The organism is Sphingobacterium sp. 18053 (assembly GCF_902706145.1).
GTDB lineage: Bacteria > Bacteroidota > Bacteroidia > Sphingobacteriales > Sphingobacteriaceae > Sphingobacterium > Sphingobacterium paramultivorum.
The window spans coordinates 78,733-104,322 of the sequence record NZ_CACSJW010000003.1 but is presented as its reverse complement, the minus strand read 5'-3'; the positions used below and the strand labels follow the sequence as shown (position 1 = coordinate 104,322).

At 40.8% G+C, this 25,590-nt stretch carries 19 protein-coding genes; 17 read left to right on the top strand and 2 right to left on the bottom strand.

Going from position 1 to position 25,590, the window contains the following annotated elements; genetic code table 11:
- Window positions 1–51: 51 nt before the first annotated feature.
- From GVK91_RS07565 to GVK91_RS07525, 9 genes are all read left to right on the top strand, one after another.
- On the top strand, window positions 52–1,212 hold the full coding sequence (locus GVK91_RS07565) for an aldose epimerase family protein (RefSeq protein WP_159727699.1): 1,161 nt from the start codon (window positions 52–54) through the stop codon (window positions 1,210–1,212).
- A 201-nt stretch (window positions 1,213–1,413) separates the two neighbouring features.
- Entirely contained in the window at window positions 1,414–4,605 is a 3,192-nt protein-coding gene (locus tag GVK91_RS07560; protein ID WP_159727697.1) for a TonB-dependent receptor, read from the top strand.
- A gap of 4 nt (window positions 4,606–4,609) precedes the next feature.
- On the top strand, window positions 4,610–6,433 hold the full coding sequence (locus tag GVK91_RS07555; protein WP_159727694.1) for a RagB/SusD family nutrient uptake outer membrane protein: 1,824 nt from the start codon (window positions 4,610–4,612) through the stop codon (window positions 6,431–6,433).
- Between the two features lie 10 nt (window positions 6,434–6,443).
- Entirely contained in the window at window positions 6,444–7,118 is a 675-nt protein-coding gene (locus tag GVK91_RS07550) for a DUF3823 domain-containing protein (RefSeq protein WP_159727692.1), read from the top strand.
- A gap of 2 nt (window positions 7,119–7,120) precedes the next feature.
- On the top strand, window positions 7,121–9,166 hold the full coding sequence (locus GVK91_RS07545; RefSeq protein WP_159727690.1) for a beta-L-arabinofuranosidase domain-containing protein: 2,046 nt from the start codon (window positions 7,121–7,123) through the stop codon (window positions 9,164–9,166).
- 40 nt (window positions 9,167–9,206) lie between these two features.
- The gene (locus GVK91_RS07540) at window positions 9,207–11,051 is read left to right on the top strand and encodes a glycoside hydrolase family 2 protein (RefSeq protein WP_228280180.1); all 1,845 of its coding nucleotides are present in this window, start codon (window positions 9,207–9,209) and stop codon (window positions 11,049–11,051) included.
- Window positions 11,052–11,141: 90 nt separating this feature from the next.
- Window positions 11,142–13,616 carry a glutaminase family protein gene (locus tag GVK91_RS07535; RefSeq protein ID WP_159727688.1) on the top strand — a complete coding sequence of 825 codons (2,475 nt, stop codon included), beginning with the start codon at window positions 11,142–11,144 and terminating at the stop codon, window positions 13,614–13,616.
- A 41-nt stretch (window positions 13,617–13,657) separates the two neighbouring features.
- On the top strand, window positions 13,658–14,758 hold the full coding sequence (locus tag GVK91_RS07530) for a family 43 glycosylhydrolase (protein ID WP_235032801.1): 1,101 nt from the start codon (window positions 13,658–13,660) through the stop codon (window positions 14,756–14,758).
- 67 nt (window positions 14,759–14,825) lie between these two features.
- On the top strand, window positions 14,826–15,887 hold the full coding sequence (locus tag GVK91_RS07525; RefSeq protein WP_159727686.1) for an acyltransferase: 1,062 nt from the start codon (window positions 14,826–14,828) through the stop codon (window positions 15,885–15,887).
- On the opposite strand, the gene GVK91_RS07520 is transcribed toward GVK91_RS07525, so the two are convergent.
- Complete coding sequence (locus tag GVK91_RS07520; RefSeq protein ID WP_159727684.1) at window positions 15,879–16,823, bottom strand: alpha/beta fold hydrolase; 945 nt, start codon at window positions 16,821–16,823, stop codon at window positions 15,879–15,881. The two genes, GVK91_RS07525 and GVK91_RS07520, sit on opposite strands and share 9 nt — an antisense overlap.
- Window positions 16,824–17,250: 427 nt before the next feature.
- Here GVK91_RS07520 and GVK91_RS07515 point away from each other — a divergent pair, with 427 nt between their 5' ends.
- From GVK91_RS07515 to GVK91_RS07480, 8 genes are all read left to right on the top strand, one after another.
- Window positions 17,251–18,756, top strand: coding sequence for an ankyrin repeat domain-containing protein (locus GVK91_RS07515; protein WP_159727682.1), 1,506 nt, complete (start codon window positions 17,251–17,253; stop codon window positions 18,754–18,756).
- A gap of 18 nt (window positions 18,757–18,774) precedes the next feature.
- Complete coding sequence (locus GVK91_RS07510; RefSeq protein WP_075993457.1) at window positions 18,775–19,260, top strand: DUF2271 domain-containing protein; 486 nt, start codon at window positions 18,775–18,777, stop codon at window positions 19,258–19,260.
- A gap of 14 nt (window positions 19,261–19,274) precedes the next feature.
- Window positions 19,275–21,473, top strand: coding sequence for a PepSY domain-containing protein (locus GVK91_RS07505; RefSeq protein ID WP_159727680.1), 2,199 nt, complete (start codon window positions 19,275–19,277; stop codon window positions 21,471–21,473).
- Between the two features lie 87 nt (window positions 21,474–21,560).
- Window positions 21,561–22,544 (top strand): FAD:protein FMN transferase, encoded by a 984-nt coding sequence (locus GVK91_RS07500; RefSeq protein ID WP_200845551.1) that lies wholly within the window; start codon window positions 21,561–21,563, stop codon window positions 22,542–22,544.
- A gap of 230 nt (window positions 22,545–22,774) precedes the next feature.
- Entirely contained in the window at window positions 22,775–23,332 is a 558-nt protein-coding gene (locus tag GVK91_RS07495) for an RNA polymerase sigma factor (RefSeq protein WP_200845550.1), read from the top strand.
- 12 nt (window positions 23,333–23,344) lie between these two features.
- Window positions 23,345–23,683 carry a hypothetical protein gene (locus GVK91_RS07490; RefSeq protein WP_153845807.1) on the top strand — a complete coding sequence of 113 codons (339 nt, stop codon included), beginning with the start codon at window positions 23,345–23,347 and terminating at the stop codon, window positions 23,681–23,683.
- Window positions 23,684–23,921: 238 nt separating this feature from the next.
- Window positions 23,922–24,215 carry a hypothetical protein gene (locus GVK91_RS07485; protein WP_159727676.1) on the top strand — a complete coding sequence of 98 codons (294 nt, stop codon included), beginning with the start codon at window positions 23,922–23,924 and terminating at the stop codon, window positions 24,213–24,215.
- A 75-nt stretch (window positions 24,216–24,290) separates the two neighbouring features.
- Entirely contained in the window at window positions 24,291–24,746 is a 456-nt protein-coding gene (locus tag GVK91_RS07480) for an Hsp20/alpha crystallin family protein (RefSeq protein WP_153845809.1), read from the top strand.
- A gap of 202 nt (window positions 24,747–24,948) precedes the next feature.
- Here the strand turns inward: GVK91_RS07480 and GVK91_RS07475 are convergent, their stop codons facing one another.
- Window positions 24,949–25,530 (bottom strand): DUF4126 domain-containing protein, encoded by a 582-nt coding sequence (locus GVK91_RS07475; protein ID WP_159727674.1) that lies wholly within the window; start codon window positions 25,528–25,530, stop codon window positions 24,949–24,951.
- Window positions 25,531–25,590: the final 60 nt, after the last annotated feature.

Genomic DNA, 25,590 nt, shown 5'->3' with positions numbered 1-25,590 from the left:
GGACGTAAGTTCTATCTAAACAAAGATTATAAACCATTTAAAATATTACGAATGAGAGGAAAATTGACCTTGCTTGGTCTTTCTGCAATGCTGGCATTTTGTGTGTCTTGTCAGCAATCGACGGGTTCTAAAACTTCAAAAGCAGATTCTTTATCGGCCTTCATGGATACCGTACAGTTCAGCGGAACTATTGATCAAAAACAGGCTTATCTATATGAACTGAGCAATAAAAATGGCGTACAAGCTTATTTCACCAATTTTGGTGCACGTTTAGTGGGATTATGGGTACCTGACAATAAGGGGGAGTTATGCGATGTTGTTTTGGGCTTTTCTAAAGCGGCTGATTATAATAATCCCAAAGAACCATTTTTTGGTACTATTGTAGGGCCTTTTGGTAATCGGATCGCTAAGGGAAAATTTAAGTTGGATGATAAAACCTATACATTGGCGGTAAATAACGGTCCTAATACATTACATGGAGGTTTTAAAGGTGTGCATTTTGCCAATTGGACATTAAAATCGTCAGATAAATCGTCTCTTACTTTTGCTTACACTTTACCTGATGGACACGAGGGTTTTCCAGGCAACATCCAAATGGAAGTGACCTATACGCTTAACGATAATAATGAATTGATGATTGCCTATCGTGCTACTTCCGATAAAAAGACGGTGATCAATTTGACCAACCATGCTTACTTTAATTTAAATGGTGAGGGAAGCGGTACAATTCTGGATCATCAGCTTCAATTGTTTGCTAATGAATACACACCAGTTGATAGTACACTCATACCAACAGGGCAATTAGCACCGGTAAAGGGAACAGCTTTTGATTTTACTAGCTTGAAACCAATAGGAAAAGATATTAATGTCAATGATCAGCAACTGAGCTTTGGAAAGGGCTATGATCACAACTTTGTTTTAAGCAAGGAGAAAGATAGCGAGTGGTACAAAGCAGCCCACGTGATTGGAGATAAATCGGGTATTGTTATGGATATTCTGACCGCAGAACCTGGAATACAATTTTACAGTGGTAATTTCATGAACGAGCAGGTGCAATTGAAGAACGGGAAAAAAGACTCCTTTCGCACAGCTTTTTGTCTTGAACCGCAGCATTTTCCGGATGCACCAAATCAGCCCAATTTTCCAACAACCGTACTAAGCCCCGGGCAAGTTTATCAAACGAAATCCCTGTATCGTTTTTCGGTAAAATAATACATATTTAATAATGATTGGTTTGAAAGTACACCACTGAAAAGAGGTGTGCTTTCTCTTTTTAATAGACTTTAAAACGTTTTAGGTCTATTTTATTTATTTGATACAAATAGGCAGTTTTTTGAGAAAAAACGAAAGTCTGTACGATTGAATATACCTTAATTTTGGACAAATCAATTATACAAACTAATCAATCTAGGTATGTTTAAGGGTCTTAAATGTCTGCCAATATCTGCTACATTGCTCTGCTGTGCGAGCAGTTTTATCCCCTTAGCAAAGGGAGCTAATTTAATTCCAGTTTCTTCAGAGGGGATCGAGTTGCAAAAAGCAATAAAAGGGGTTGTTAAGGATAAGGATGGCAATCCTATTGTAGGAGCGACGGTCGCATTGAAATCCAAACCCAATATTGCAGTCTCAACAGATGCGAAAGGTAATTTTAACCTGACAGGTGTCAATGCCGGTGAACTTTTGACCGTAAGATCTGTAGGCTACCTTTCCAAAGAAGTGACGGCAATTGCTGACTTGGCAATCACTTTGGAAGATGAAAATTCGCGCATTGATGAAGTGGTCGTTGTAGGTTACGGTACGCAGAAGAAAGAATCCGTTACCGGTGCAATCACCGCAATTTCTTCCCAGGATATCTCCAGATCTGTTGCTACAACAACGTCTGGTGCCTTAGTAGGGAAGATCGCCGGTGTTAACAGCCGGATGTCGGATGGGCGTCCGGGAGCTCCAACAGGAATTAGTATCCGCAATATGGGGACTCCCTTATATGTGATCGACGGTGTTCAAAAGGATGAAGGGCAGTTCAATAATTTAGATTTCAATGATATTGAATCGGTTTCGGTATTAAAGGATGCCTCGGCTGCTATTTATGGTGTGCGTGCTGCCAACGGTGTTGTTGTGGTGACGACAAAGAAGGGGAAGCGTGGCGATAATAATACCTTTAATATCAATTCATATTATGGCTGGCAGAGTATGTTTCGTTTTCCCAAGCCAGCCGATGCCAGTACTTATATCAAAAGCTATATTCAGTCTGATGCTATTCTCGGAACTGAACATCCACAATATACGTTGGCAGATTTCGAAAAATGGCAACAAGGTACCGAGAAGGGATATCGTCCTTTTGATTGGTATGATTATATTCTCAAAACTAGCCCACAAACTTATATCTCGGGTAATGTCAGTGGTGGGTCCGAAAAAATTAATTATTACCTGAGTGTAGGGCATCTGGACCAGCAGTCCATCATCCGTAATTACGGCGGCTTCAATCGTACCAATGTGCAGATGAATATTGACGCGAATGTATCAAAACGATTAAAGATTGGTGCCAATTTGAATGGGCGGATCGAACAGCGCAAACAACCAGGCGTACCTGGTGCTGACGATACTTGGCAGGCTTTATTTGCGATATATCGCAACCTGCCCACTGCACGGCCTTTTGCCAACGACAATCCTTTATATCCAATGCAGACATCGCCCAATGCGGAAACTAACTTTGCGATGCTGAATTATGATCTGTCCGGTACTTATCAGGAAAAATGGCGGGTGATGCAGTTAAATTTTAATGCGGAATATAAGATCACAAATGATTTGATCGCTAAGGGAACAGTAGGCTATTATCTGGCCAATAAATGGATGGATAATCAGGAGTTTACCTATAAACTATATGGCTACGATGAGAAGACAGATACGTACCCGGTAACTTTTAGCATGGACAACCCTTGGCGGGAGAGATCTATTTCGCAGGTTGAAGAAATCTCAACCCAATTTACCTTAAATTATAACAAGCGATTCGGTAAACATGGAATCAATGCTGTGCTTGCTGCTGAGTCCATAAAAAGGGATAATCCAGATGTTTATGTACACGATCGTCCAGCCTCTAATGCCTTGAGTTTGATCTATTTTCAGACGATGGATACCTACAATGATACCGGGGTAAATACCCAGGCGAGAGCCGGTTTTGCAGGCAGGGTCAATTATGATTATGACCAGAAGTATCTTTTGGAGCTTTCTTCACGCTATGACGGTTCATGGAAATTCGCGCCAGGAAGCCGATGGGGATTTTTTCCTTCGGTATCTGCAGGCTGGCGTGTTTCATCTGAAAAGTTCTGGTCTGAAGGTATGAGAAAGGTATTTGACGATGTGAAGTTAAGGGGATCTTACGGTGTATTGGGCGATGATAATTTGGATGCCTGGGAATATTTTGCTTTTGGTTATCTAAGTGGATATAATTATTTCCGAAAACCAGTCCGTGATGGCTATCAAAATATCGTCGGCTCAACAATTGACGGGAAGTATGTTATCGGTTCTCAAGCACGTGGCCTTCCCGTTAAAACGCTTTCTTGGATTCAGGCCCATATGCTAAATGTTGGTTTGGACTTTAGCACACTAAAAGGTAAATTAACAGGTTCGGTAGATGTCTTCCGTCGAAAAAGAACAGGGCTGCCTGCCAAGCGAGAAGATGTATTGATACCGAATGAAGTAGGCTTTAGTTTACCTTATGAAAATCTGAATTCGGATATTCATCAAGGTATCGATGGATCATTAATGTGGCGGAGTAGCGTCAATGGATTTAACTATTTCGTAGGCGGTAATTTCACTTTCGCACGGCAAACTGACGGCGAACAATATAAACCACGTTTTGGAAACTCTTTGGATCAATATCGAAAATCGATCTATGATCGTTATGCCTTTCTCAATTGGGGATTACATTCCATTGGACAATTCCAGTCGTGGGAAGAAATTGCTAATTATGATATAGACAATGACCGTAAAGGTAACTCATCATTACGGCCGGGTGATATTAAGTATGAAGATATTAATGGCGATAAAGTGATCAATGAGCTGGATGAACGGCCAATCGGATATCGACAAGGCGGTCTTCCTTATTTCAATTACGGAATTAACCTTGGCGGCCAATTTAAGGGATTTGATTTGGCAATGGATTTCACCGGAGCAGCTTTTGCTTCTTTTAATCCCAGTTATGAAGCTGTTTTCCCTTTCCATGATGGTGGCAACAATCCGCAATACTATATGGAAAACCAGTGGATGCTGAGCGATATTACGGATCCAAATAGTGCATTGATCCCAGGAAAGTACCCTACATTAATTAAAGGAAATAGAGATCATAGTAATTATTGGCATAGCGACTTCTGGCTTACCAATGTCAACTATTTGAAATTAAGAAACCTGCAGATCGGATATACTTTACCGGAGAAATGGATGAAACCTCGAGGAATTCAGAAATTGAGGATATATACCATGATGCAGAATCTGTTTAGCATAGATAATTTGGGTGATATGAAGATCGATCCAGAAATCACAAGTGATTCGGGCGTTCAGTACCCAACAAACCGAGTTATAAATGTGGGTGTTACCTTAACTTTTTAATAAGATGATAAATAAGAAAGTTATTTTATTGGGTGTATGTCTCGTATGTATATTTTCAAGCTGCAATAAATTTTTGGAACGGGAATCACAGGCTATTTTTACTGACGATCAGATATTTTCGGATCAGAATATGATAAAATCTGTTCTAGCGAATTATTATGGGCGGATTAGCTGGGGACAGCAATTTGGAGACAATGGATCTTTTGCGATGTTAGATGAGGCCGGATTTTCAAGCGGTGGCCCCAATACGATGCAGGAATTTCCGAATGACTTTTGGCGTATGTACGATTATGAACTGATTCGCAATCTGAATCAATTTATCGTAGGTGTTCGTCAATCATCATTGGACGAAAATAATAAAAAGAGCATCGAAGGCGAGGCCAGATTTATTCGTGCTTGGACCTACTTTAATATGATCAAGCGTTTGGGCGGAGTTCCTTTGGTGGGTGATAAGATCTATGATTATACTGGCGGCATGGATCCAGCAGAGTTGCAGACACCGCGATCAACAGAAGCAGAGAGTTATAATTACGTGATTAACGAATGTACCGAAGCCGCTAAAATGCTCGGTACAGAGAAAACCATAAATTCAGCTAGAGCTAATAAATGGACAGCTTTGGCACTTAAGGCGCGGGCAAGTCTGTACGCCGCCTCAATAGCGAAGTATAACTATAAAACGCCAGACGTCAAAACAGCAGGTAACGAGGTGGGAATCCCTGCGGCGGACGCCAATAAATATTACGAGATTGCTTACGAATCAGCATTGGATATTATCAACAATAGCCCTTATGCCCTCTATAATGGAAATGCCGATAAAGGAAAGAACTTCTATCTTGCTGTAAGTTCAAAATCAAGTAGCAATGAAGTTATTTGGGCTAAGGATTATGCGTATCCAGGTGAAACACATTTTTTCACCAACAATAACATTGCCTCATCCGTCCGTGGAGATATTGATGCCAATTTTGTTACGCCTGTTTTAAATTTGGTGGAAGCATTTGAATATACAGATGATCGAAATGGAGCATTGAAAACGAAGACTGCTACGGGAGATTACATTTACTATAACAATCCCGAAGAGATATTCGCCCATAAGGACGCGCGTTTGTATGGTACTGTAATTTACTCTGGTGCTGATTTTGCTGGTACCAAAATCACTTACCAAGCAGGCGTTAGATATAAAGAAGGAGGTGTTTGGAAGACGATGACTGCAATACCCGGTACTTCAGATTCCAAATTCGGAGGAATTATTACAAGCAAAGATGGACCTACGACTTCCAACGATATGTATGTCAACAAAACTGGATTTAATATCAGGAAATTTATCGACGAAAATAAAGATGCCTCTACTCGTGGGCGTGGGTCGGATATTTGGTTTGTGCGCTTCCGTTATGCTGAATTTTTGTTGATCGCTGCAGAGGCAGGCCTAGAGCTTGGTAAACCACAAGCCGAGTTGACGGGATATGTCAATAAGATTAGGGAGCGTGCGGGGATACAGGCATTGACGACCATTTCCTTGAATGATATTATTCAGGAACGTCGGGTTGAATTTGCCTTCGAAGATCATCGTTATTGGGATCTGAAGCGTTTGCGAATTGCCCATGAAATCTGGAACGGAAGCGCTGATAATTACAATGCGGTACACTATGCCCTATTTCCATACAAAATATATGCTCCGGGGGATCCTAATGATGGTAAGTGGATTTTTGAGAAACAGAAATCGAGTCATACACTCTATCCACGAAATTTTAAATATCAGAACTATTATAATTTCATCGATCAAGATTGGATTAATAACAATCCGAAGTTAGTCCGAAATCCTTATCAATAGCATTATCCTTATGAAAACTTTTTTTTGTAAATTAATAGTCAGTTTGTGTTTGATCGTAGGTGTTTTCGCTTGTAGCAAAGATAATTATGATGCCCCTAAAAGTACACTGAACGGTCGTGTAACCTACAATTCAGAACCTCTAGGAGTAAGAGGATCAAACCAGTCCGTTTCACTTCAACTATGGCAAGATGGTTTTCCGCTTCGATCTGCTATTAATGTGTATGTGACGCAGGACGGTTCATTTGCTGCAAAGCTGTTTGATGGGAAGTACAAATTGGTAGCAACCAGCGGAAATGGCCCCTGGTTGAATAGTGCGGATACAGTGCTGGTTGATGTGCGGGGGAATACAAGTATCGAGTACCCAGTTAAACCTTATTATACCATGAGTAATATTACTTATGATGTCCAAGGGAATATGCTAAAAGCTTCTTTTGACGTCAAGACGATAGATGCTTCAAGAACGATTGATTTTGCGACTTTATTGGTCAATGATACAAAATTCGTGGATTTGGGCCAATATACCTATAAGATGGAAAAAACTGGAATTAGTTCGGGCCATGTCGACTTGGAACTTGATATCAAAGATATTTTGACCAAGAGCGCTGCAGTGTATGCGCGTGTGGGCTTGAAGATAAGCGGTATCACCGAGGCGCTATACGATAGTTCACCTAAGAAATTGAAATAACAATGATTAAAAGAATTAGCTTTTTAAGCCTATTAATGGGGGTTGGTTTAGCTGCGTCGGCGCAATCCGGAATAGCGACTTCCGTAAACCAATTGCCCTTAACGGGTAAGAACTCACAATATATAAACAATAGGGCTCCGTTAAAACAAAATGTCTTGCTGAAATTGCCGGTGGGTAGTATCGTGCCCGAAGGCTGGTTAGGAAAGTATCTCGAGTTGCAAAAAGATGGTCTTACAGGTCATTTGGGAGAAATTAGTGCCTGGTTGTCCAAAAAAAATAATGCTTGGTTAAGTACGGATGGGAAAGGAGATTATGGCTGGGAAGAAGTTCCTTATTGGTTAAAAGGCTACGCTAATTTGGGCTACATCTTGAAAGATCCTAAGATAATAGCAGAGTCAAAAATCTGGTTAGAGGCTGCGCTAAAAAGCCAGCGTCCTGATGGATACTTTGGACCATTGATCCTGCGTAATAACAAACCTGATCTTTGGGGGAATATGTTGATGCTATGGTGTTTGCAATCCTATTATGAATATAGCGGTGACCAACGTGTTTTAACGTTGATGACCAATTATTTTAAATGGCAGGCCAATTTGCCGGATAGTTTTTTTCTCAAGGATTATTGGGAAAACAGTCGTGGTGGTGACAATTTGCTATCCGTATATTGGCTCTATAACAGAACACAAGGTAATGAATGGTTGATGGATTTAGCGGATAAAATCCATCGGAATACAGCCAATTGGCAGCAGAAAGATGATTTGCCCAATTGGCATAATGTCAACGTAGCGCAGTGTTTTAGAGAGCCAGCAACCTATTATCTGAAAAGCCAGTCGACTGCAGATCTTAATGCAACCTACGATAATTTTCATTTTGTCAGACAAGTATTTGGTCAGGTTCCGGGCGGCATGTTCGGTGCCGATGAAAATGCACGTCCGGGATATACCGATCCCCGTCAGGGAGTGGAAACCTGTGGAATGGTGGAGCAGATGGCTTCCAATGAAATCCTTCTCGGGATAACAGGCGATCCTTTTTGGGCGGATCATGCGGAAGAAGTTGCTTTTAATACCTATCCAGCCGCTGTGACAGCCGATTTTAAAGCATTACGCTATATCACGAGCCCTAATATGACTATCAGCGATAGCCATAATCATGCTCCTGGGATTGATAATAATGGGGCATTTTTAATGATGAACCCCTTCAGTTCACGTTGTTGTCAACATAATCACAGTCAGGGCTGGCCATATTATGCGGAGCATCTGTATATGGCAACGAATGATAATGGTGTTGCGGCAGTACTTTATGCCGCATCAAAAGCTGAAATCAAAGTCGGAAACAATCAATCCATTCAGATCAGACAAGAATCCAATTATCCGTTTGAAGAATCGCTGCGATTTGAAATAGGAACACAGGGTAAAACAGTTGATTTTCCCTTTTATCTCCGTATACCTGCCTGGGCGAAACAAGCCAAAGTAACGGTTAATGGTAAAAGTCAGGCTATAGAAGCTGGAGCAAAATATATTCGGATTGAACGGAAATGGAAAGACGGCGACAAGGTCGAACTCTCCTTACCGATGACCATAGATCTGAAAACATGGGCTGCCAATAAAAATTCAGTTAGTATCCAGCGTGGACCATTGACCTATGCACTCAAAATCAAAGAGAATTATGTGAAAAAGGATAGTAAGGCTTCGGCAATTGGGGATTCTAAATGGCAGGAGACTGCAGATCCATCAAAATGGCCATCCTATGAAATCCTTCCTGCAAGTGACTGGAATTACGGACTTGTACAAAATCAGCTACAAGCTGTTGACCAACTAAAAGTGGTCAAACGGCCATGGCCTAAAGATGCATTTCCTTTCGACGCAGAAGCAGTACCTATTTCGATTCTTGTGAAAGCGAAACGTATTGATGGATGGAAAATTGATGAAAATGGACTAACGGGCGTATTGCCCCTGAGTCCGGTGGAAAGCAAGGGTGAGGTGCAGGAAGTTGAACTGATTCCCATGGGAGCAGCACGTTTGCGCATTGCTGCTTTTCCAACTGTGAAATAATGTAAATACGATATATAAATAAATGACTTAACGATTTTTTATGATGAAGAAAACCTTACTTTTTGCCAGTTTGATGATGGCAGCACAATTGAACTTTGCTCAGGATTGGAAACCCGCAGGGTCACATATATTAACCCCTTGGGGCGAGAAAGTAACGGCACAAAAGCCACATCCTGAATATCCTAGACCACAATTAACCAGAGCCAATAACTGGCAGAATTTAAATGGACTATGGAAATATGCTGTCACTCCAGTAGGTACTAAAGAGATTCCTCGTCAATGGGACGGAAATATCCTTGTTCCTTTTGCTATTGAATCGGCATTGTCCGGTGTTGGTAAAGAGGTCGGGAAAGATAAAGCGTTATGGTATAATAATACTATAACATTGGACAAGTCTGTCAATAAAAATAAGGTCCTGTTGCATTTCGGTGCCGTAGATTGGCAATGTGATGTGTATGTAAATAACCAATTGGTCGGAAGACATGAAGGTGGTTTTGATCCATTTTCGATGGATGTGACAAGCTTCCTAAAGAAAGGAGCAAAACAGGAAATAGCTATTCGGGTATGGGATCCGACTGATGATGGTCCACAACCACGGGGTAAACAGGTGAACAAGCCGAATGGTATATGGTATACACCAGTAACGGGAATTTGGCAGACCGTTTGGTTAGAAAGTGTCCCCCAAACTTACATCGCGAGTACCAAACAGACTCCGCGTTTGGACGATGGAGTCTTGGCCTTTCAGGCTTCCGTAGAAGGAAGTCAAGCCGGTGACGAAATAAAGGTGCGTGCATTAGATGGCGGAAAGGTTATTAAAGAACAAACAGGACAACCGAATACATCTTTCGATCTTTCGGTACCTAATCTGGAGCCATGGTCCCCAAGCAACCCTAAGCTCTATGATCTAGAAATTCAGCTGATTCGAAAAGGAAAAGTCGTAGATCAGGCGAAAAGCTATTTTGCCATGCGGAAAATAGCCATGCAGAAAGACGAAAATGGCGTTCAACGTTTAATGCTAAACAATAAGTTTACCTTCCAATATGGTCCATTGGATCAAGGCTGGTGGCCAGATGGTCTACATACAGCACCAACGGATGAAGCGCTGAAGTTTGATGTTGTCAAAACAAAGGAAATGGGATTCAATATGATCCGTAAACATATCAAAGTAGAACCGGCGCGCTGGTACCGTTACTGCGATAGTATAGGTATGCTTGTCTGGCAAGATATGCCTAGCGGCGATCTTGGCGGAAACCATTGGGATATGCAACCGGGAAAGATTTCAGGAGGAAATAGGGATAAAGTACGTTCGCAGGAATCTGAGGGGTACTACAGAAAAGAGTGGAAAACCATTATGGAAGTGTTGCATAATTACCCAAGTATTGTCATCTGGGTTCCGTTTAATGAGGCTTGGGGGCAATTCAAAACGAAGGAAATAACGGAATGGACAATGGCCAATGACCCTTCAAGACTCGTAAATAGTGCCAGCGGTGGTAACTTTATGGAAACTGGACATATCTTGGATATCCACAATTATCCCGATGCAGCCATGCCTGATCCAAATTTATTTGGCGCCAAACAAGTGCTTGCATTGGGTGAGTTTGGTGGTCTGGGATTACCGATCGATGGGCACTCCTGGCAACAAAAAGACAACTGGGGATACCAAAGTTTTAAAAATAAAACGGAATTATTGGAGCGCTATAAACGCCTTATCCATGACTTGACACGTCTAATTCCTATGGGATTGTCTGCCGCTGTTTATACACAGACAACAGATGTGGAAGTAGAAACAAATGGTTTGATGACCTATGATCGTAAAGTTGTCAAAATGCCTGAAGCAGAATTGAAAGCTGCACATCAGGCGCTTTATAATGCACCTACCAAATAATTGATAGCGATATGGCCGCAACTCGGGTTGCGGCCTAAATTTATCGCTGAAAGTATACCCGTCAACCTAAACCTATTTTATACGAAATCAATGAAATTAAAATTACTAATTGCAACGGCTATTGTATGTCAATCGGTATCGTCGTTTGCACAAAAACAAGTCCTTAAGAATGATCTTCGCGCGCCTGCCTATCCTTTAGTAACAATTGACCCCAATACAAGTGCCTGGTCCTATAGCAACGAATTGAATGCGGATGTTGTACGCCATTGGACCGGAAAATCCTTCCCCTTATTGGGCGTCCTTAAAGTGGATGGGAAATCCTATCGCTTCTTAGGTAAAGAAGAAGCTGAACTCTTGCCGTTGGCACGGATGGGTGAACATGCGGCTTGGACCGGAAGTTATGTTGTCAATGAACCCGCCTCGGACTGGATGAAACCTTCATTTGATGCACGGCAATGGAAGACGGGGGCAGCGCCATTCGGTACCAAGGATAAAGAACCCAATGTGGAGACTGATTGGCAGGAGCCTAAAATTTGGGTTAGAAGGGAAGTTGAACTGAGTGAGGATCTTACGGGCAAATCCGTATATATCGAATTTACACATGACGATGACGCTATTTTGTACGTCAACGGTATTGAGGTTACTAATACAGGCAATTTGACAGGTAAAAATAGTCGGGTCAAGCTGCCCGATCATGTCGTAAAAACATTGAAGAAAGGAAAAAATATACTCGCGGGTTATTGCTATAATAGGGTAGCAAATGGATATTTTGATTTTGGACTCTTTACAGAAAAAGAAGGTAGTATTCAATTCGACAATGAAGCGAAGCAGATCACTTCCAATGTGCAGGCAACACAAACACATTATTCGTTTAACTGCGGGCCGGTCGATTTAAATATTACATTTACTGCGCCCATGTTTCTGGATAAATTGGACTTAATGGCTAGACCCGTAAATTATCTTTCCTATACGGTCCATGTGAAGGATGGCAAGAAACACCAGGTACAACTTTATTTGGAGGCAGCACCAAATTGGGCACTGAATTCTCCACTTCAAGATGCTGCAAGCAGTTCCTTTGTCTCAGGAAATCTCCAGTTTGTAAAGACAGGAAGCAAAAACCAGCAGGTTCTAGGAAGGAAAGGTGACGACCTACGGATAGATTGGGGGTATTTCTATATGGCTGGTGCAAAATCAAAGACAAAGTCCGCGGTCGGAAGTAGCCATCAATTACGGTCTAATTTTCTGAAGAGTGAAAATAGCTCTTCTTCAAATGGAGGACAACAATTGGCGCTGATGCAAACTTTTGATGTCTCATCAAGCTACCAGGATAAGATCTTGTTGGGGTATGATGACCTGTACTCCATCCAATATTTTGGACAAAATTTACGACCTTATTGGAATACCAATGGAAATAGTTCCATTGAGAAACAATTTGAACTGGCCGACAAAGAGTATACTGCTCTCAAAAAGGCTGCTGATAAATTTGATGCCGAATTATGGGGTACAGCTTTGCGCAACGGAGGTGAGGACTATGCTGCATTGTGTGCCTTGGCCTATAGGCAGGCAATCGCCGCTCATAAACTTGTAAAAGCACCCAATGGCGATCTACTTTTACTGTCTAAAGAAAATGATAGCAATGGGTCGATAGGAACTGTTGATGTAACCTATCCTTCGGCTCCGATTTTCCTTTACTATAATCCGGAACTGGCAAAAGCACTAATGAACGCCATTTTTTATTATAGTGAAAGCAATAAGTGGACAAAACCTTTTGCTGCGCATGATGTTGGGACCTATCCTTTGGCGAATGGCCAAACTTACGGTGGAGATATGCCTGTCGAAGAATCGGGAAATATGTTGATATTAACTTATGCTTTAGCGAAGGTCGAAGGAAATGCAGCTTATGCCAAAAAACATTGGAAAGTGTTGTCTACCTGGGTAGATTATTTAGTAGATAAAGGTCTTGACCCTGAAAATCAGTTGTGCACAGATGATTTCGCGGGCCATTTTGCGCATAATGCCAATTTATCAATTAAAGCTATTTTAGGTATTGCATCTTACGGTTATCTAGCCCAAATGCTTGGTGAAGAGGCTACGGCGAAAAAGTATCTGACCGAAGCAAAAGCAATGGCTATGAAATGGAAAGAGATGGCTGAAGATGGGGATCACTATAAGTTGACTTTTGATAAAACCGGAACCTGGAGCCAAAAGTATAATATGGTCTGGGATAAATTGCTTAAGATGGATATTTTTGACCCCTCTATTCGTGAAACTGAAATTAAATACTATCTCGGCAAACAAAATAAATACGGACTTCCCCTGGACAATCGTCAGCCTTATACCAAAACCGATTGGATTATTTGGACGGCGACCATGGCAAATGACAAGCCTACCTTTGAGGCATTTTTAAAGCCAGTCTACCATTTTATGAACGAAACAACAGACCGTGTTCCCATGTCGGATTGGACGTATACAGACCGTCCTAAGAGAGCTGGATTTAAAGCAAGATCCGTTGTTGGGGGCTATTTTATCAAAATGTTGGAAGAGAAATTGGGAAAAGCAAAATAGCTTTTCCTGTGATGAAGAAAATAATATAAAAAAATAATAAGATGTTGAATGCAATGTTGTTCAGATATTGGATCGGCGGAGTTGTCGTACTGAACTTGTTGAGCTCCTGCGGAAGCTCTCCAGGTTCAGTTAAGCAGTCGGGTCAAATAACAAATGCTACGGCTCAGCATAAGACCTACAGCAATCCGGTTTTTGAGCCTATACTTGCTGATCCTACAGTCGTTAGAGATCCTCAGAGCAAAATGTTCTACGCATACGGGACAGCCGACAATTGGGGCGACGGAAAGGGACAGCGTTTGGTGTCTATTCTACAATCGGCTGATCTTGCTCATTGGACCTGGATTGGAACGGCCTTCAGCTCAAAACCGAGCTGGAAAGCCGAGGGGGGAATCTGGGCACCAGATGTGGTGCGGTTAAATGGTAAGTATATCTTATATTATGCTTATTCAACATGGGGAGACCCCAACCCCGGTATTGGTGTAGCCCTAGCAGATAGACCGGAAGGCCCCTTTATCGATCAAGGTAAACTTTTTGATAGCAAGGAGATCGATGTACCTAATTCAATAGACCCTTATTTTTTTACAGAAAATGGGCAGAATTATCTATTCTGGGGTAGTTTTAGTGATGCGAATACGCAGGGAACATATGGTGTTGAACTCGATGAAAATGGGACTGCGGTACCCGATTTAAATAAAAAATTTAAAGTTGCTGCTGGGGATTTTGAAGCTGTCGTGATCCATAAACGGAAAGGATATTACTACTTTATCGGATCCAAAGGCTCCTGTTGTGAAGGAGAAAAAAGCAGTTATCATGTTCTTGTGGGTCGCTCTCGCAAGCTGAAGGGACCTTATATCGATCAAGAGGGGCGTAATCTTACACAGCGGGGGAGTGGAACGTTGTTGTTAAAGGGAAATGATCAATTTGTGGGGACAGGTCATACTTCGCGCATTATTACAGACGATAAGGAAAAAGATTGGATACTCTATCATGGCATGGACCCAAAGCGGCCTCGTGTTGCGACGGGGGGAAATCGTAGGATGCTATTTTTGGATCAGATTGTCTGGGATAAGGACTGGCCCAAAATTGAAGGGGCAACCAGTAGTGTTGCAGTGCAACGGGCCCCAACATTTAATTTTAAATAGAATTTTCAATAGCTAGCAGCGGATGGTCTACTTTTGTGGATCTGGATTTTCGCTGTCCATAAAAAATATGATACATCAAACGAAGAAACATTTTGAACTTCTTGACGCCATGCGTGGGGTGGCTGCAATTGCAGTCGTACTGTTTCACTTTATGGAAATTGCACAACCGGATTATCGCAATAGTTTTATTCCACATAGCTATTTAGCCGTTGATTTCTTCTTTTCTTTATCGGGTTTTGTAATTGCCTATGCTTATGATCAGAAGCTGGTCACAATTGGTCTAAAACGATTCTTCCTCTTGCGTTTGTTAAGATTGCATCCATTGGTTATAATCGGTACGTTAATTGGTTTATTGGCATTTATTTACGACCCATTCAGTAATTTGGCCGGCTCATTTTCCGTCTTACAGAAGATAGGGATGTTTATTAGTGGGATAACCTTGATCCCATACCCAGCTGTACCAGAGCGATATTTTAATCTTTTTCATTTAAACCCACCTACATGGTCGCTATTTTGGGAATATATCGCCAATATAGCCTATGCTTTGATACTGGTACGCATTCCAAAAAAGGTTCTTTGGGGAATAGTGCTCCTCGGTGCGGCAGCGCTATGTGCTGAATCATTTCGTTCCGGCTATTTAGCTGTAGGTTTTGGGGCAGATAACTTTTGGGCTGGGGGAATCCGTTTATGGTTTTCATTTTCAATGGGACTACTTATTTTTAGGTCGAACTGGACTATTTCGAACAAGCTTTCTTTTTTCAGTGTTCTTGGTCTGCTTGCTGTCGTATTTTTCATTCCGTTTTCTGATGTTTATGGTAAGTACATCGATCCTATTGTCGTTATCTTTTATTTTCCTTTATTGCTCATGCTGGGGATAGGAGGACTACCTGTTTTTGGAGGGGTCAAGAAGTTATGCAAGTTCTTAGGTGATATTTCCTATCCGCTCTATATCATTCATTATCCATTTATCTGGATTTTTATGAGCTATGTGGAGCTCCATCACCCATCGAATAAGCAAATGGCTGTGATTATTATAATTGGAATGCTGTCGTTGATTTTTGTAGCTTTATTGGTCTTTAAATATTTAGATGAGCCTATTCGGAAATATTACAGCCGGAAACTAAACTAAATGGCGATGAAGCCAGGTACTGATGAACTGGAATACCTCCATTTTGCAGTCTTCATTTAAAATTTCATGCCGCATGCCTGGATATAATTTAATGGTTATATCGGTCTGCCCCTGTGCACTTAACTGCGCTACGCTCTTTTCAACGCCCATTCCAAAATCTCCAATTGGATCATCCTGTCCGCTGATAAATACAATTGGAAGATTTTTTGGGATATTCTTGGTAGCTTCGATATCTGTCGCTTGCAAGGAAAGGTCTAACACGGTATGAAATCCATTGTTGGTAAACAACCCCCCACAAAGGGGATCTTCCAAAAATGAAATACGGTTTGTCTTGCTTACGCTTAACCAATTGCTGTTATTTTGGTTGGGCTCGTTCTTAAATCGAGCATTGTTGCGCCTGTCAAAAATACGGTTGATCAATTTACTTCTTCTTTTTGGGGCAATACTATTGAGAAAAGTGAGTAAAAGGCGAAAAGCTGTGGAACCTTTTTGACGTTGGCCTGTCCCCACGATGATGGCTCCCTTAAATTGTATTCCTTTTTTCTGTAACACGCAGCGTGTTACAAAGGATCCCATGGAATGCCCTAAAATAAATTGAGGCAGTTGGGGATATGTTTTTCTCAAGAAATTACTCATTGTAATGGCGTCATCAATGAGTTGTTCGTTAGCCCCATGCTGTTTAAAATACCCCAATTGATCTGCATCTAGAGCTGTCTTTCCATGGCCCATTTGATCGTAGGTTAAAACCGCAAAATTCTGTGTAGTCAGATAATTAGCCAATTCTTCATACCGACCACTATGCTCCTGCATGCCATGTACCAGGAGTATTGTCGCCACTATCTGATTGTCGTCGGGTACATACAAACGATAGAAAATTTTATGTTCATTTTCAGTCGTCGCGCTGATTGTATAAAAATTGGATGCTACCTTGCTCATTATACCTCTTTATTTTAAGTAAACTAAGATAATTTTAGTGCATTTGCAAGTTTAACAATCTTCTTTCCGATTTTGTTCGGATGAGACCGAAAGGCTTTAAGGGCAGTTGACCAATGAAAATTAGCACGATTAATTTTTGTGGTTTGGGAATATTTTTTAGATTTGCATTAATTTAGAATTAATTTAAATAAAGTAGTTATTCTATTTTAAACATGGACTTGTCTGTATGCAGAAATTGTTGTACAAAATCGAATTCGGAAAGCTCCCTTGTTCTTAAAATATACGCATTTACACTTATATTCTGATGAAACCAGCACGATGTATTTCGACCCAAGTTATCGTATGACTGTAGCTCAATTTGCCGAATAATTGAGTAGGGAATGAATAGGCCATGTTACTTCATCAACTTCAAAAGACAAATAAAAGGATGAAAAAGACACTTTTAGCAGCTTTATTATTCGCTGCAACTTATGCACAGGCGCAAACAAACTCGTTAATGAACGGCGAGTTTTGGAAAGGTAAACCTACCTTGACAATTGTTAAAGAAGAAATCAGTAAAGGAAATAGCCCTTCTCAGCCTAATGCGGCATCCTTTGATCCAGTCACAATGGCGATATTAAATGGCGCTCCGACGGATGTTGTCAAGTTTATGATCGAACAAGAAGGGAATAGTGTAACGAAGAAGACGCATCATAGCCGTAGTTATTTACACTGGGCAGCGTCAAGTGGAAATGCGGAGCTTGTCGAGTTTTTAATTGCAAAAGGATCGGATGTCAATTACCAAGATAGCCATGGTTACCCAATTATTGCTTATGCAGCTTCGACAGGAAATACAAATACTGCCGTATATGATGCTTTGTTTAAAGCGGGTGTGAATCCCAAGCAAAAATATGAAGGTGGTGCTACATTAATGATGCTTGCAGCGTCTGCAGACAAGGACCTTGCATTGACAGATTATTTCATTAAAAAAGGATTATCTATTCAAGATAAAGACGAGTCGGGCCGCACAGTGACGGATTATGCGGCTAAACTTGGAAATATCGAGCTCATGGAGAAATTCATCGCCCGTGGCGTAAAACCAACCAATAATGCGTTGTTTTTTGCGACTCAGGGTTCCAGACAAGCATCGAATGGTTTGTCGGTTTATACCTATTTGGTTGAAAAGTTCAAATTGGATCCCAAGGCTGTAAATAAAGAAGGAGCGACAGTGCTGCATGCTTTAGTTCGCAGACCAGATATGGCCGTGATCAATTATTTTTTGGATAAAGGTGTAGATGTTGCAAAAGCGGACAACGATGGAAATACAGCGCTTATGGTGGCTGCTAGCGGTAAGGATGCTAAATTGGTCGAGCTGCTACTTGCTAAAGCGAAGAACGTAAATGCAGTAAATGAAAAAGGCGAATCTGCATTGACCAAGGCTGTAGCGAATGGGGCTCCCGAAATAGTGGCATTGTTGATTAAAGATGGAGCCGATATCAAGCTATTGGATAAGGAAGGTAATAACTTGGCCTTTTACTGGTTTAATTCTTACAAGGAATTGCCTCAGGGCGGCAGACCCGGTGGGCAGGGAAATACTTCACAAGGGGATGAGTTTAAAGAAAAATTAGCGATACTTAAGACGAATGGATTGGACGTTGTTGCTCCACAAAAAAATGGTAGCACATTGTATCATTTGGCAGTAGCGAAAGAGAATGTGAAGCTTATTCAGAAAGCCAGCGAACTTGGAGCAGATATTAACGCACAGGATAAAGAGGGAACGACGGCACTACATAAGGCAGCTCTCATAGCAAAAGACGATTCCTTGCTAAAAACATTGGTTTCCCTTGGTGCAAAAAAGGAATTGAAAACAGAATTCGATGAAACGGCTTATGATTTGGCGAAAGAAAACGATTTCTTGTCTAAATCCAATGTGCAGCTTGACTTTTTGAAATAAAATTAGATTCAATTGAAGATGAATAACATAGTTAAAACAACGATAGCCACTCTTTTATTTTCGATGGCAGCCCTAAGCTCTTTCGCACAGGCAGCTAAATATAAGTGTATGATCCAAATGAATGCCTATGAAGGTGAGAAAGCCTACGTGGTGATTTCACTGATTAATCCTAGTGGAGCTTACGAAAAAACACTCGCCGTATTGGGATCTGATAAACAATGGTATAATACGATCAAGGAATGGTACAAGTTCCAAAATAAAACCAAAGAAAAGCTAAATGCGGTGACGGGTGCGTCAGTTGGTGGCGGTGACCGTGCCATGCGGACATTGGATATTGATGAAACGAAGTTTAACAAAGGGTATAAACTCCGTTTTGAATCTGCTGTAGAGGAACAAAAATACCATACTGCTGATGTTGAAATTCCTTTGACAAAGGAAGCTATCACTGAAAAAGCTAATGGCAAGGGATATATCAAACTTGTTAAGTTAAATAAAGTACAATAAGAAAAGGGGTAAAAATGCTGGTATCTATTTGGAGGTATGCACATTTAGCCTTAGCTATTGTTTCTTCTATCTTTTTACTTTTATTATCGATAACTGGCGTAATATTGGCCATTGACGCCGTCAACGAAAAAATTCCGCCTTATCGGGTTGAACATATTGAAACGTTAAACCTTGCGCAGTCAGTAACAGCTTTGCGCAAGGTTTATCCTGAAATCATAGCGATCTCGGTAGATCACAATCAATTCGTGAGCATTGATGCCATAGACGCAGATGGCAACACTGTGAAAGGTTATATCGATCCGAATACGGGGCGTCTGCTTGGTCCCCAATTGAATAAGTCCCAATTTGTTCAATGGGTTACAGCTTTACACCGCTCACTCTTTCTTAAAGTGACCGGTCGGGTGATTATTGGTGTGGTTTCATTTCTGTTGTTTCTTATTACTATTTCAGGAATTATTCTGATTGTCAAGCGTCAACAGGGCGTTCGACATTTCTTTGCCAAAATCAACCGGGACTTTTTTGCCCAGTATTTCCATGTTGTTTCAGGACGTCTATTTTTGATACCAATTTTGATATTGGCCCTAACAGGTACATATTTATTTCTGGTGCGTATTGAAATCTTAAAAAAGCCGAACCAAACAATTGAATATCCCAATAAGATGAAGGAAGATATCCAATTGGAGGTAGCAAAATTTTCAATATTCCAAAATACAAAACTTGTCGATTTGAAGACGTTGGAGTTTCCGTTTATGGAAGACGATCCTGATGAGTTTTTTATATTGAAGCTTCGCGATCGGGAATTGACCATAAATCAGTTGAATGGAAGCTTGCATAAAGAAGTAAAGTATCCCTTTACAGCATTGGCCGAACAGTTTTCTTTGGACCTCCATACGGGCAAAACCAATATCATATGGGCCATTATATTGGGGCTCGCATCTTTGAATATTGTGTTCTTTATTTACACGGGCTTTGCAATCACATTCAAGCGCACGCGTACTAAAATCAAGAATAAATATAAACCTGAAGAAGCAGAGATTGTTATTCTTTTCGGAACGGAAAATGGAAGCACGCTGTTTTTCGCCAATCAGATCCATAAACAGCTCTTAGCGGATGGGCAAAAATCGTTGCTGCTCGGAATGAATCAATATCAATGCTTTCCAAAGGCAAAACACTTGCTTGTGTTTACCTCAACATACGGGCTAGGAACTGCACCATCCAATGCACTTCAATTTGAACATAAGCTCAACAGCCATCCACAAGAACAAGACGTACAATTTTCGGTGCTGGGCTTTGGTTCAAAAGCCTATCCCGACTTTTGTGCCTATGCGTGCGAAATTGATCATTTATTAGAAAAACAAGCATGGGCTTCTCGACTAACAGATTTACATACAGTTAATGATAAGAATGTCGATGAGCTTATTTCATGGATACATCAGTGGTCTGCTCAGACCAATATTGCATTAGCTTCTGCACCGGCTATTTATAGTGCTAAAGTCGTCGGATTGACGAAATTTAAGGTGATAGCGAAGTCTACAGTTTCAGCTAGTAATACTACCTTTACTTTAGTACTGAAACCTTCAGGTAAAATTAAAATGCAATCGGGCGATTTATTGGCAATCTATCCCGCGCAAGATCAACGTGAACGTTTTTATTCGATAGGTTACAAAGACGGGATGGTTCAGCTTGTGGTGAAATTGTTTCCTAATGGATTCGGTTCAAGCTTCCTGTATCGATTGGAACCGAATCAAACCCTGCAGGCACGAGTCATGGTTAATCCAAGTTTTCATTTTCCGAAAGCCGCAAATGCAGTTGCTTTAATTGCGAATGGTACAGGGGTAGCGCCTTTTCTAGGCATGATTTCAGCGAATGAAAGTATGACTCCTTTGCGTCTGTATGCTGGTTTTCGCCATCGAAATGAAATGACAGCACACTATATAGATTTTGCTGATGAGCAGATAAAGCTGGGACATCTGAAACAGCTTGAACTGGCTTTTTCACGCGAGGAAAATGCACAATATGTCATGGATTTGATTCGTCGGGATGCGCTATATTTTGTCGAATTGCTTGATAAAGGAGGTTATATATTGCTTTGTGGAGCATTGCGTATGCAGCATGATGTTGAATATACTTTAAATGAGCTACTTTTGCGACATGTCGGCAAAACTATTGCAGTCTACAAAGAAAATGGACAGATCTTAACCGATTGTTATTAGTAAATTGGTGGTACAATAGCATATCCCATCGATAAAGACTGCTTTTGGTACGCATCGACTTTTTAATCCCTTTTTCAGATCAATCTCATGAAGAACAATAAACAATGTGGCCTGCTTTTAATACTCTGCTTTGTATCCATTACTTCGGGGATTGCGCAGGTCTTGGTAAAGCGGCAGGTTACCCTTATGGGCTCTGTTTTCGAAATTAGCTTGGTAGATCGGGATAGCTCGATTACAAATCAGCATATCGATGAAGTCATCTCCGAAATAGATCGAATAGAAAACCTGATTTCAGAATGGCGTCCGCAAACCCAAATAGCAGCGGTGAACCGCAATGCAGGGATTAAGCCAGTTAAGGTGGATAGAGAAGTGTTTGAACTAACACAACGTGCAATCCAATATGCTCAAAATTCAGGTGGTGCTTTTGATATCAGTATTGTTGCCTTAGATAAAGTTTGGCTATTTGAAGGCAGCATGACCACGATGCCCTCGGAAGAAGTGATTAAAAGGTCTGTCGAGAAAGTTGGTTATCAACACATTCGCCTCGATAGTGCGGCTTCGACAATTTTTCTGGAGTTACCGGGTATGAAGATCGGTTTCGGTTCTATTGGGAAGGGGTATGCAGCAGATAGGGGCAGGGAAATAATGAAAGCAAAAGGGATTGAAGCAGGTATAGTGAATGCTTCTGGTGATCTGTCGGCTTGGGGAAGCCCACCCCAGAACGATGCATGGAAAGTGGGCGTAAATAATCCGTTCAAACCCCATCGAATGGTCAAAGTTCTTCGTTTGAATGAAATGGCCGTAGCAACTTCGGGCAGCTATGAGAAATATGCGGAGATCAATGGAAAACGTTATTCACATATTATAAATCCGGTGACAGGTTATCCAGCTACAGGGTTAACTTCAGTGACGATTTATGGACCCTCAGCGGAAATCGCAAATGCACTTAGTACCTCAATCATGGTACTGGGCGAGAAAGAAGGAAAAAAATTGATTCAGCGTTTTCCAGCATACCATTATATTTTTATTACCGATAAAGGTAAGGTCATTCAGCAGCGCCGGAAGTCTTAAACCATGGAACTACTTTTTTATGTTGCATAAAGTGTATAGAAAGCATAGCCTATTAGCTGATTATCTAGTATATTTATGCGAACAAAGCGTATACGAAAGAAGACGAAAAGGAATGTGTCATGTTGTTCATGCGGTGGAAGTCAGTAAGAAAGTAGATCCATGAAAATAATTTAAAGTAAAAGTTCGACTAGTTCGTCTATGCTGCTATGGACATTGCATACCAAAATCATATGGCAGAAAAAAATTCCAGATCATTTACGGATATCGTTAAGACTTATGGAAGTCAGCTGCTACGTTTTGTTAAGGGAAAAGTAAAGAAAACGGAGGATGCAGAAGATATCTTACAGGAGGTCTGGTATCAATTTAGCCGTTTGACCAATATGGACGAACTGGAGAATGCGGGAGCATGGCTCTATGCTGTCACGCGAAATAAGATTACCGATAGTTATCGGAAAAAGAAAAGTGAATCACTTGACGATATGATAGCAGGTGATGATGATAGTGAAAGTACTTTTCCTATTCGTCAGTTCCTTTTGGCCGACGACTCCAATAATCCCGAGCTAAAATTATTTAAGGATATTTTTTGGGATGAGCTGATGAAAGCATTAGAGGAATTGCCGGAGAAGCAACGTCGAGTTTTTGTGCTGAATGAGCTGGAAGAGAAAACACTTCAAGAAATTGCCATTATGGAAAATGAGAACCTAAAGACGATTATCAGTCGAAAAGGGTATGCCGTGAAGCACCTGCGGGTACGGTTGCGAAGTTTGTATGAAGAATTAAAATTTTAAAAGGATTAAGCTATGAATGGAAGAATGAATAGACAGCGGAAGGGTAAATTCGCTTTTATGTTTGTCGCTATTATCATTGGTGTTTTTTTGTTGGTAGCCTTACTACAATATTTATGGAATACATTAATGGTTGATATTTTCAATTTAAAAACAATTACCTATTGGCAGGCATTGGGACTCTTTATTTTGTCAAGAATTCTATTCGGTAGGGGTTTTGGTAAACCTGGAGGGGGGAGATTTCGAAAAGGTTTTCCGCGTCAGATGGAAAAAGGAGAAGATCTTTCCGATGAGGAAAGGGAGCGTTTGCGGGAAGAATGGAAGCGTCGTTTTGGAGGACGATGTGGATTCTAAAAAAAGAATAAAAATTTTAAAGTAAAAACTGTTGTTGGGCGTCTTCTTCTATAAAGGCGCCTTTTTTTATGCCGGTATCCTGATGCTAAGGAAATAGCAGAACGCGATGTTCTGTCAGAATGGATGTTGGACAGAATAATAATTAATTACAAAATACGAATGGTCAAGGAGAATGTCGTTTTCAATCAGATGAAAATGGAGGAAGCCAGCAACCATTTTACAAAAAAGATGTATTCAAATGAAAAATAAACTTCGATTTATATTGCCACGCCTGATTGTGCTTACGGCAATAGCGGGATTAGCAACCTTGATTATTGGGACGATCTTTAAACTCTTATTGTTTGGGACAGTTCTCTTCGGAATAGGAAGCTTCGCAGCAGCAAGAATGCGTAGGAGAGATAGACAAGCATTCAAAATGGATAGGACTCCGGTATATCCGAACGTTCACCGTCATTACAACACAGTGGTCGCTATCGTACCATTACAAGGACAAAAACGTGCTAGGAAAGCAACGATAGTTCCCGTTTATTAAGCTTAAAAAATTGCAAAGACGAAGCTTTCGTCATGTATCAGTTCAACGTATTATTCAATATTAAAAATTAAAGACATGTTTAAAAGAGATCATTATACCAGAGGATATTCAAATCATAACAAATTTTGCGGACAACATTTTAAAGACCGTTTTGAAAAATTTCAACAACATTTTTTTGAAGGTGAAGCCGCACACAGTGGTGGCGGACAGCAATCTGTTCCTGTAAATATTGTAGAGAATCAAGAATTCTATGAAGTACAGCTTTTTGCTGCTGGCCGTAAGAAGGAACAATTCCAAGTCAGTATAAATGACGGAATACTAAAAATTTCATGTACAGAGAATGCTCAGGACAATGCCATAGATTATATTTATAAAGAGTACGATGGAATGGCATTTGAACGTGAATTCCAATTAAATGAACAAGTGCTTACGGATAATGTGCATGCGAGCTTCGAGGATGGGGTATTGACCGTCATTCTTCCAAAAGATCTTGAAAAGGTAATACGGCCACAAGAAGTTATCATTGATTAACAAGGGAAGTAAACGCAAGTCAGGATAAGATCTGAAAACAAAGAGGGCAGCATGGAAATTTGCTGTCCTTTTTTGTTTTATACTAAAAGATCAAATGAAACAGGCGCATATGTTATCAGCATAATCTCTTTATTGTGATAAAGTTTTAATTTTTTTAAATATAGGAGGACCTGTTTCATTAGATTCAATGGTTTGGCAGCTATTAAGTTCTTTTAAGTTTTTTATTTAGTTGTTCTCTGCCAAATCGCCAGAAGAAATAAAACAAGCCTATAACAACGATTATAGCCATAAAAGGCACAAATATGGCGAGTATGGTTAAAATTGTAGAACCGATTGTTTCCATTGTCGAAATCATAAAATTACCAAAACCGGCCGTTCCGATCGAAGAGGCGGCTCGGGTGCCTGCCAGGGCCGTGCTAATGGTTGCTGCAGTACCGCCACCGGCTATTATGGCCATAGCCCAGCGGAAAAAAGGAGAAATATCTGTAAACTGTATAGCGAAAAGTAAAGTACCGGCTATGGTTGCTAAGGGGATGGATAGGCTGTCCAATATATTGTCTATAAAAGGGATGTAATACCCCGCTATTTCCAAAATCATAGCTATACTTGTTGCTGCTAAAACAAGAGGTGAACCCGCCCAGGCTAATTCATTGCCAACTTGGAACAGTTCCAGCCGACAGCCAAGACTCAATAAAAATAAGGGCATGAAAATCCGGAAGCCAGTGGCTGCCGCCAAACTCACTCCTATAAAAGCACTCACCAAAAATGTAGAAAGTTCACTCATGGCCAATATTTTTTGATACAACCTAATTGTAGAATAATAAAAGAATGGCTTTTGTTTTAG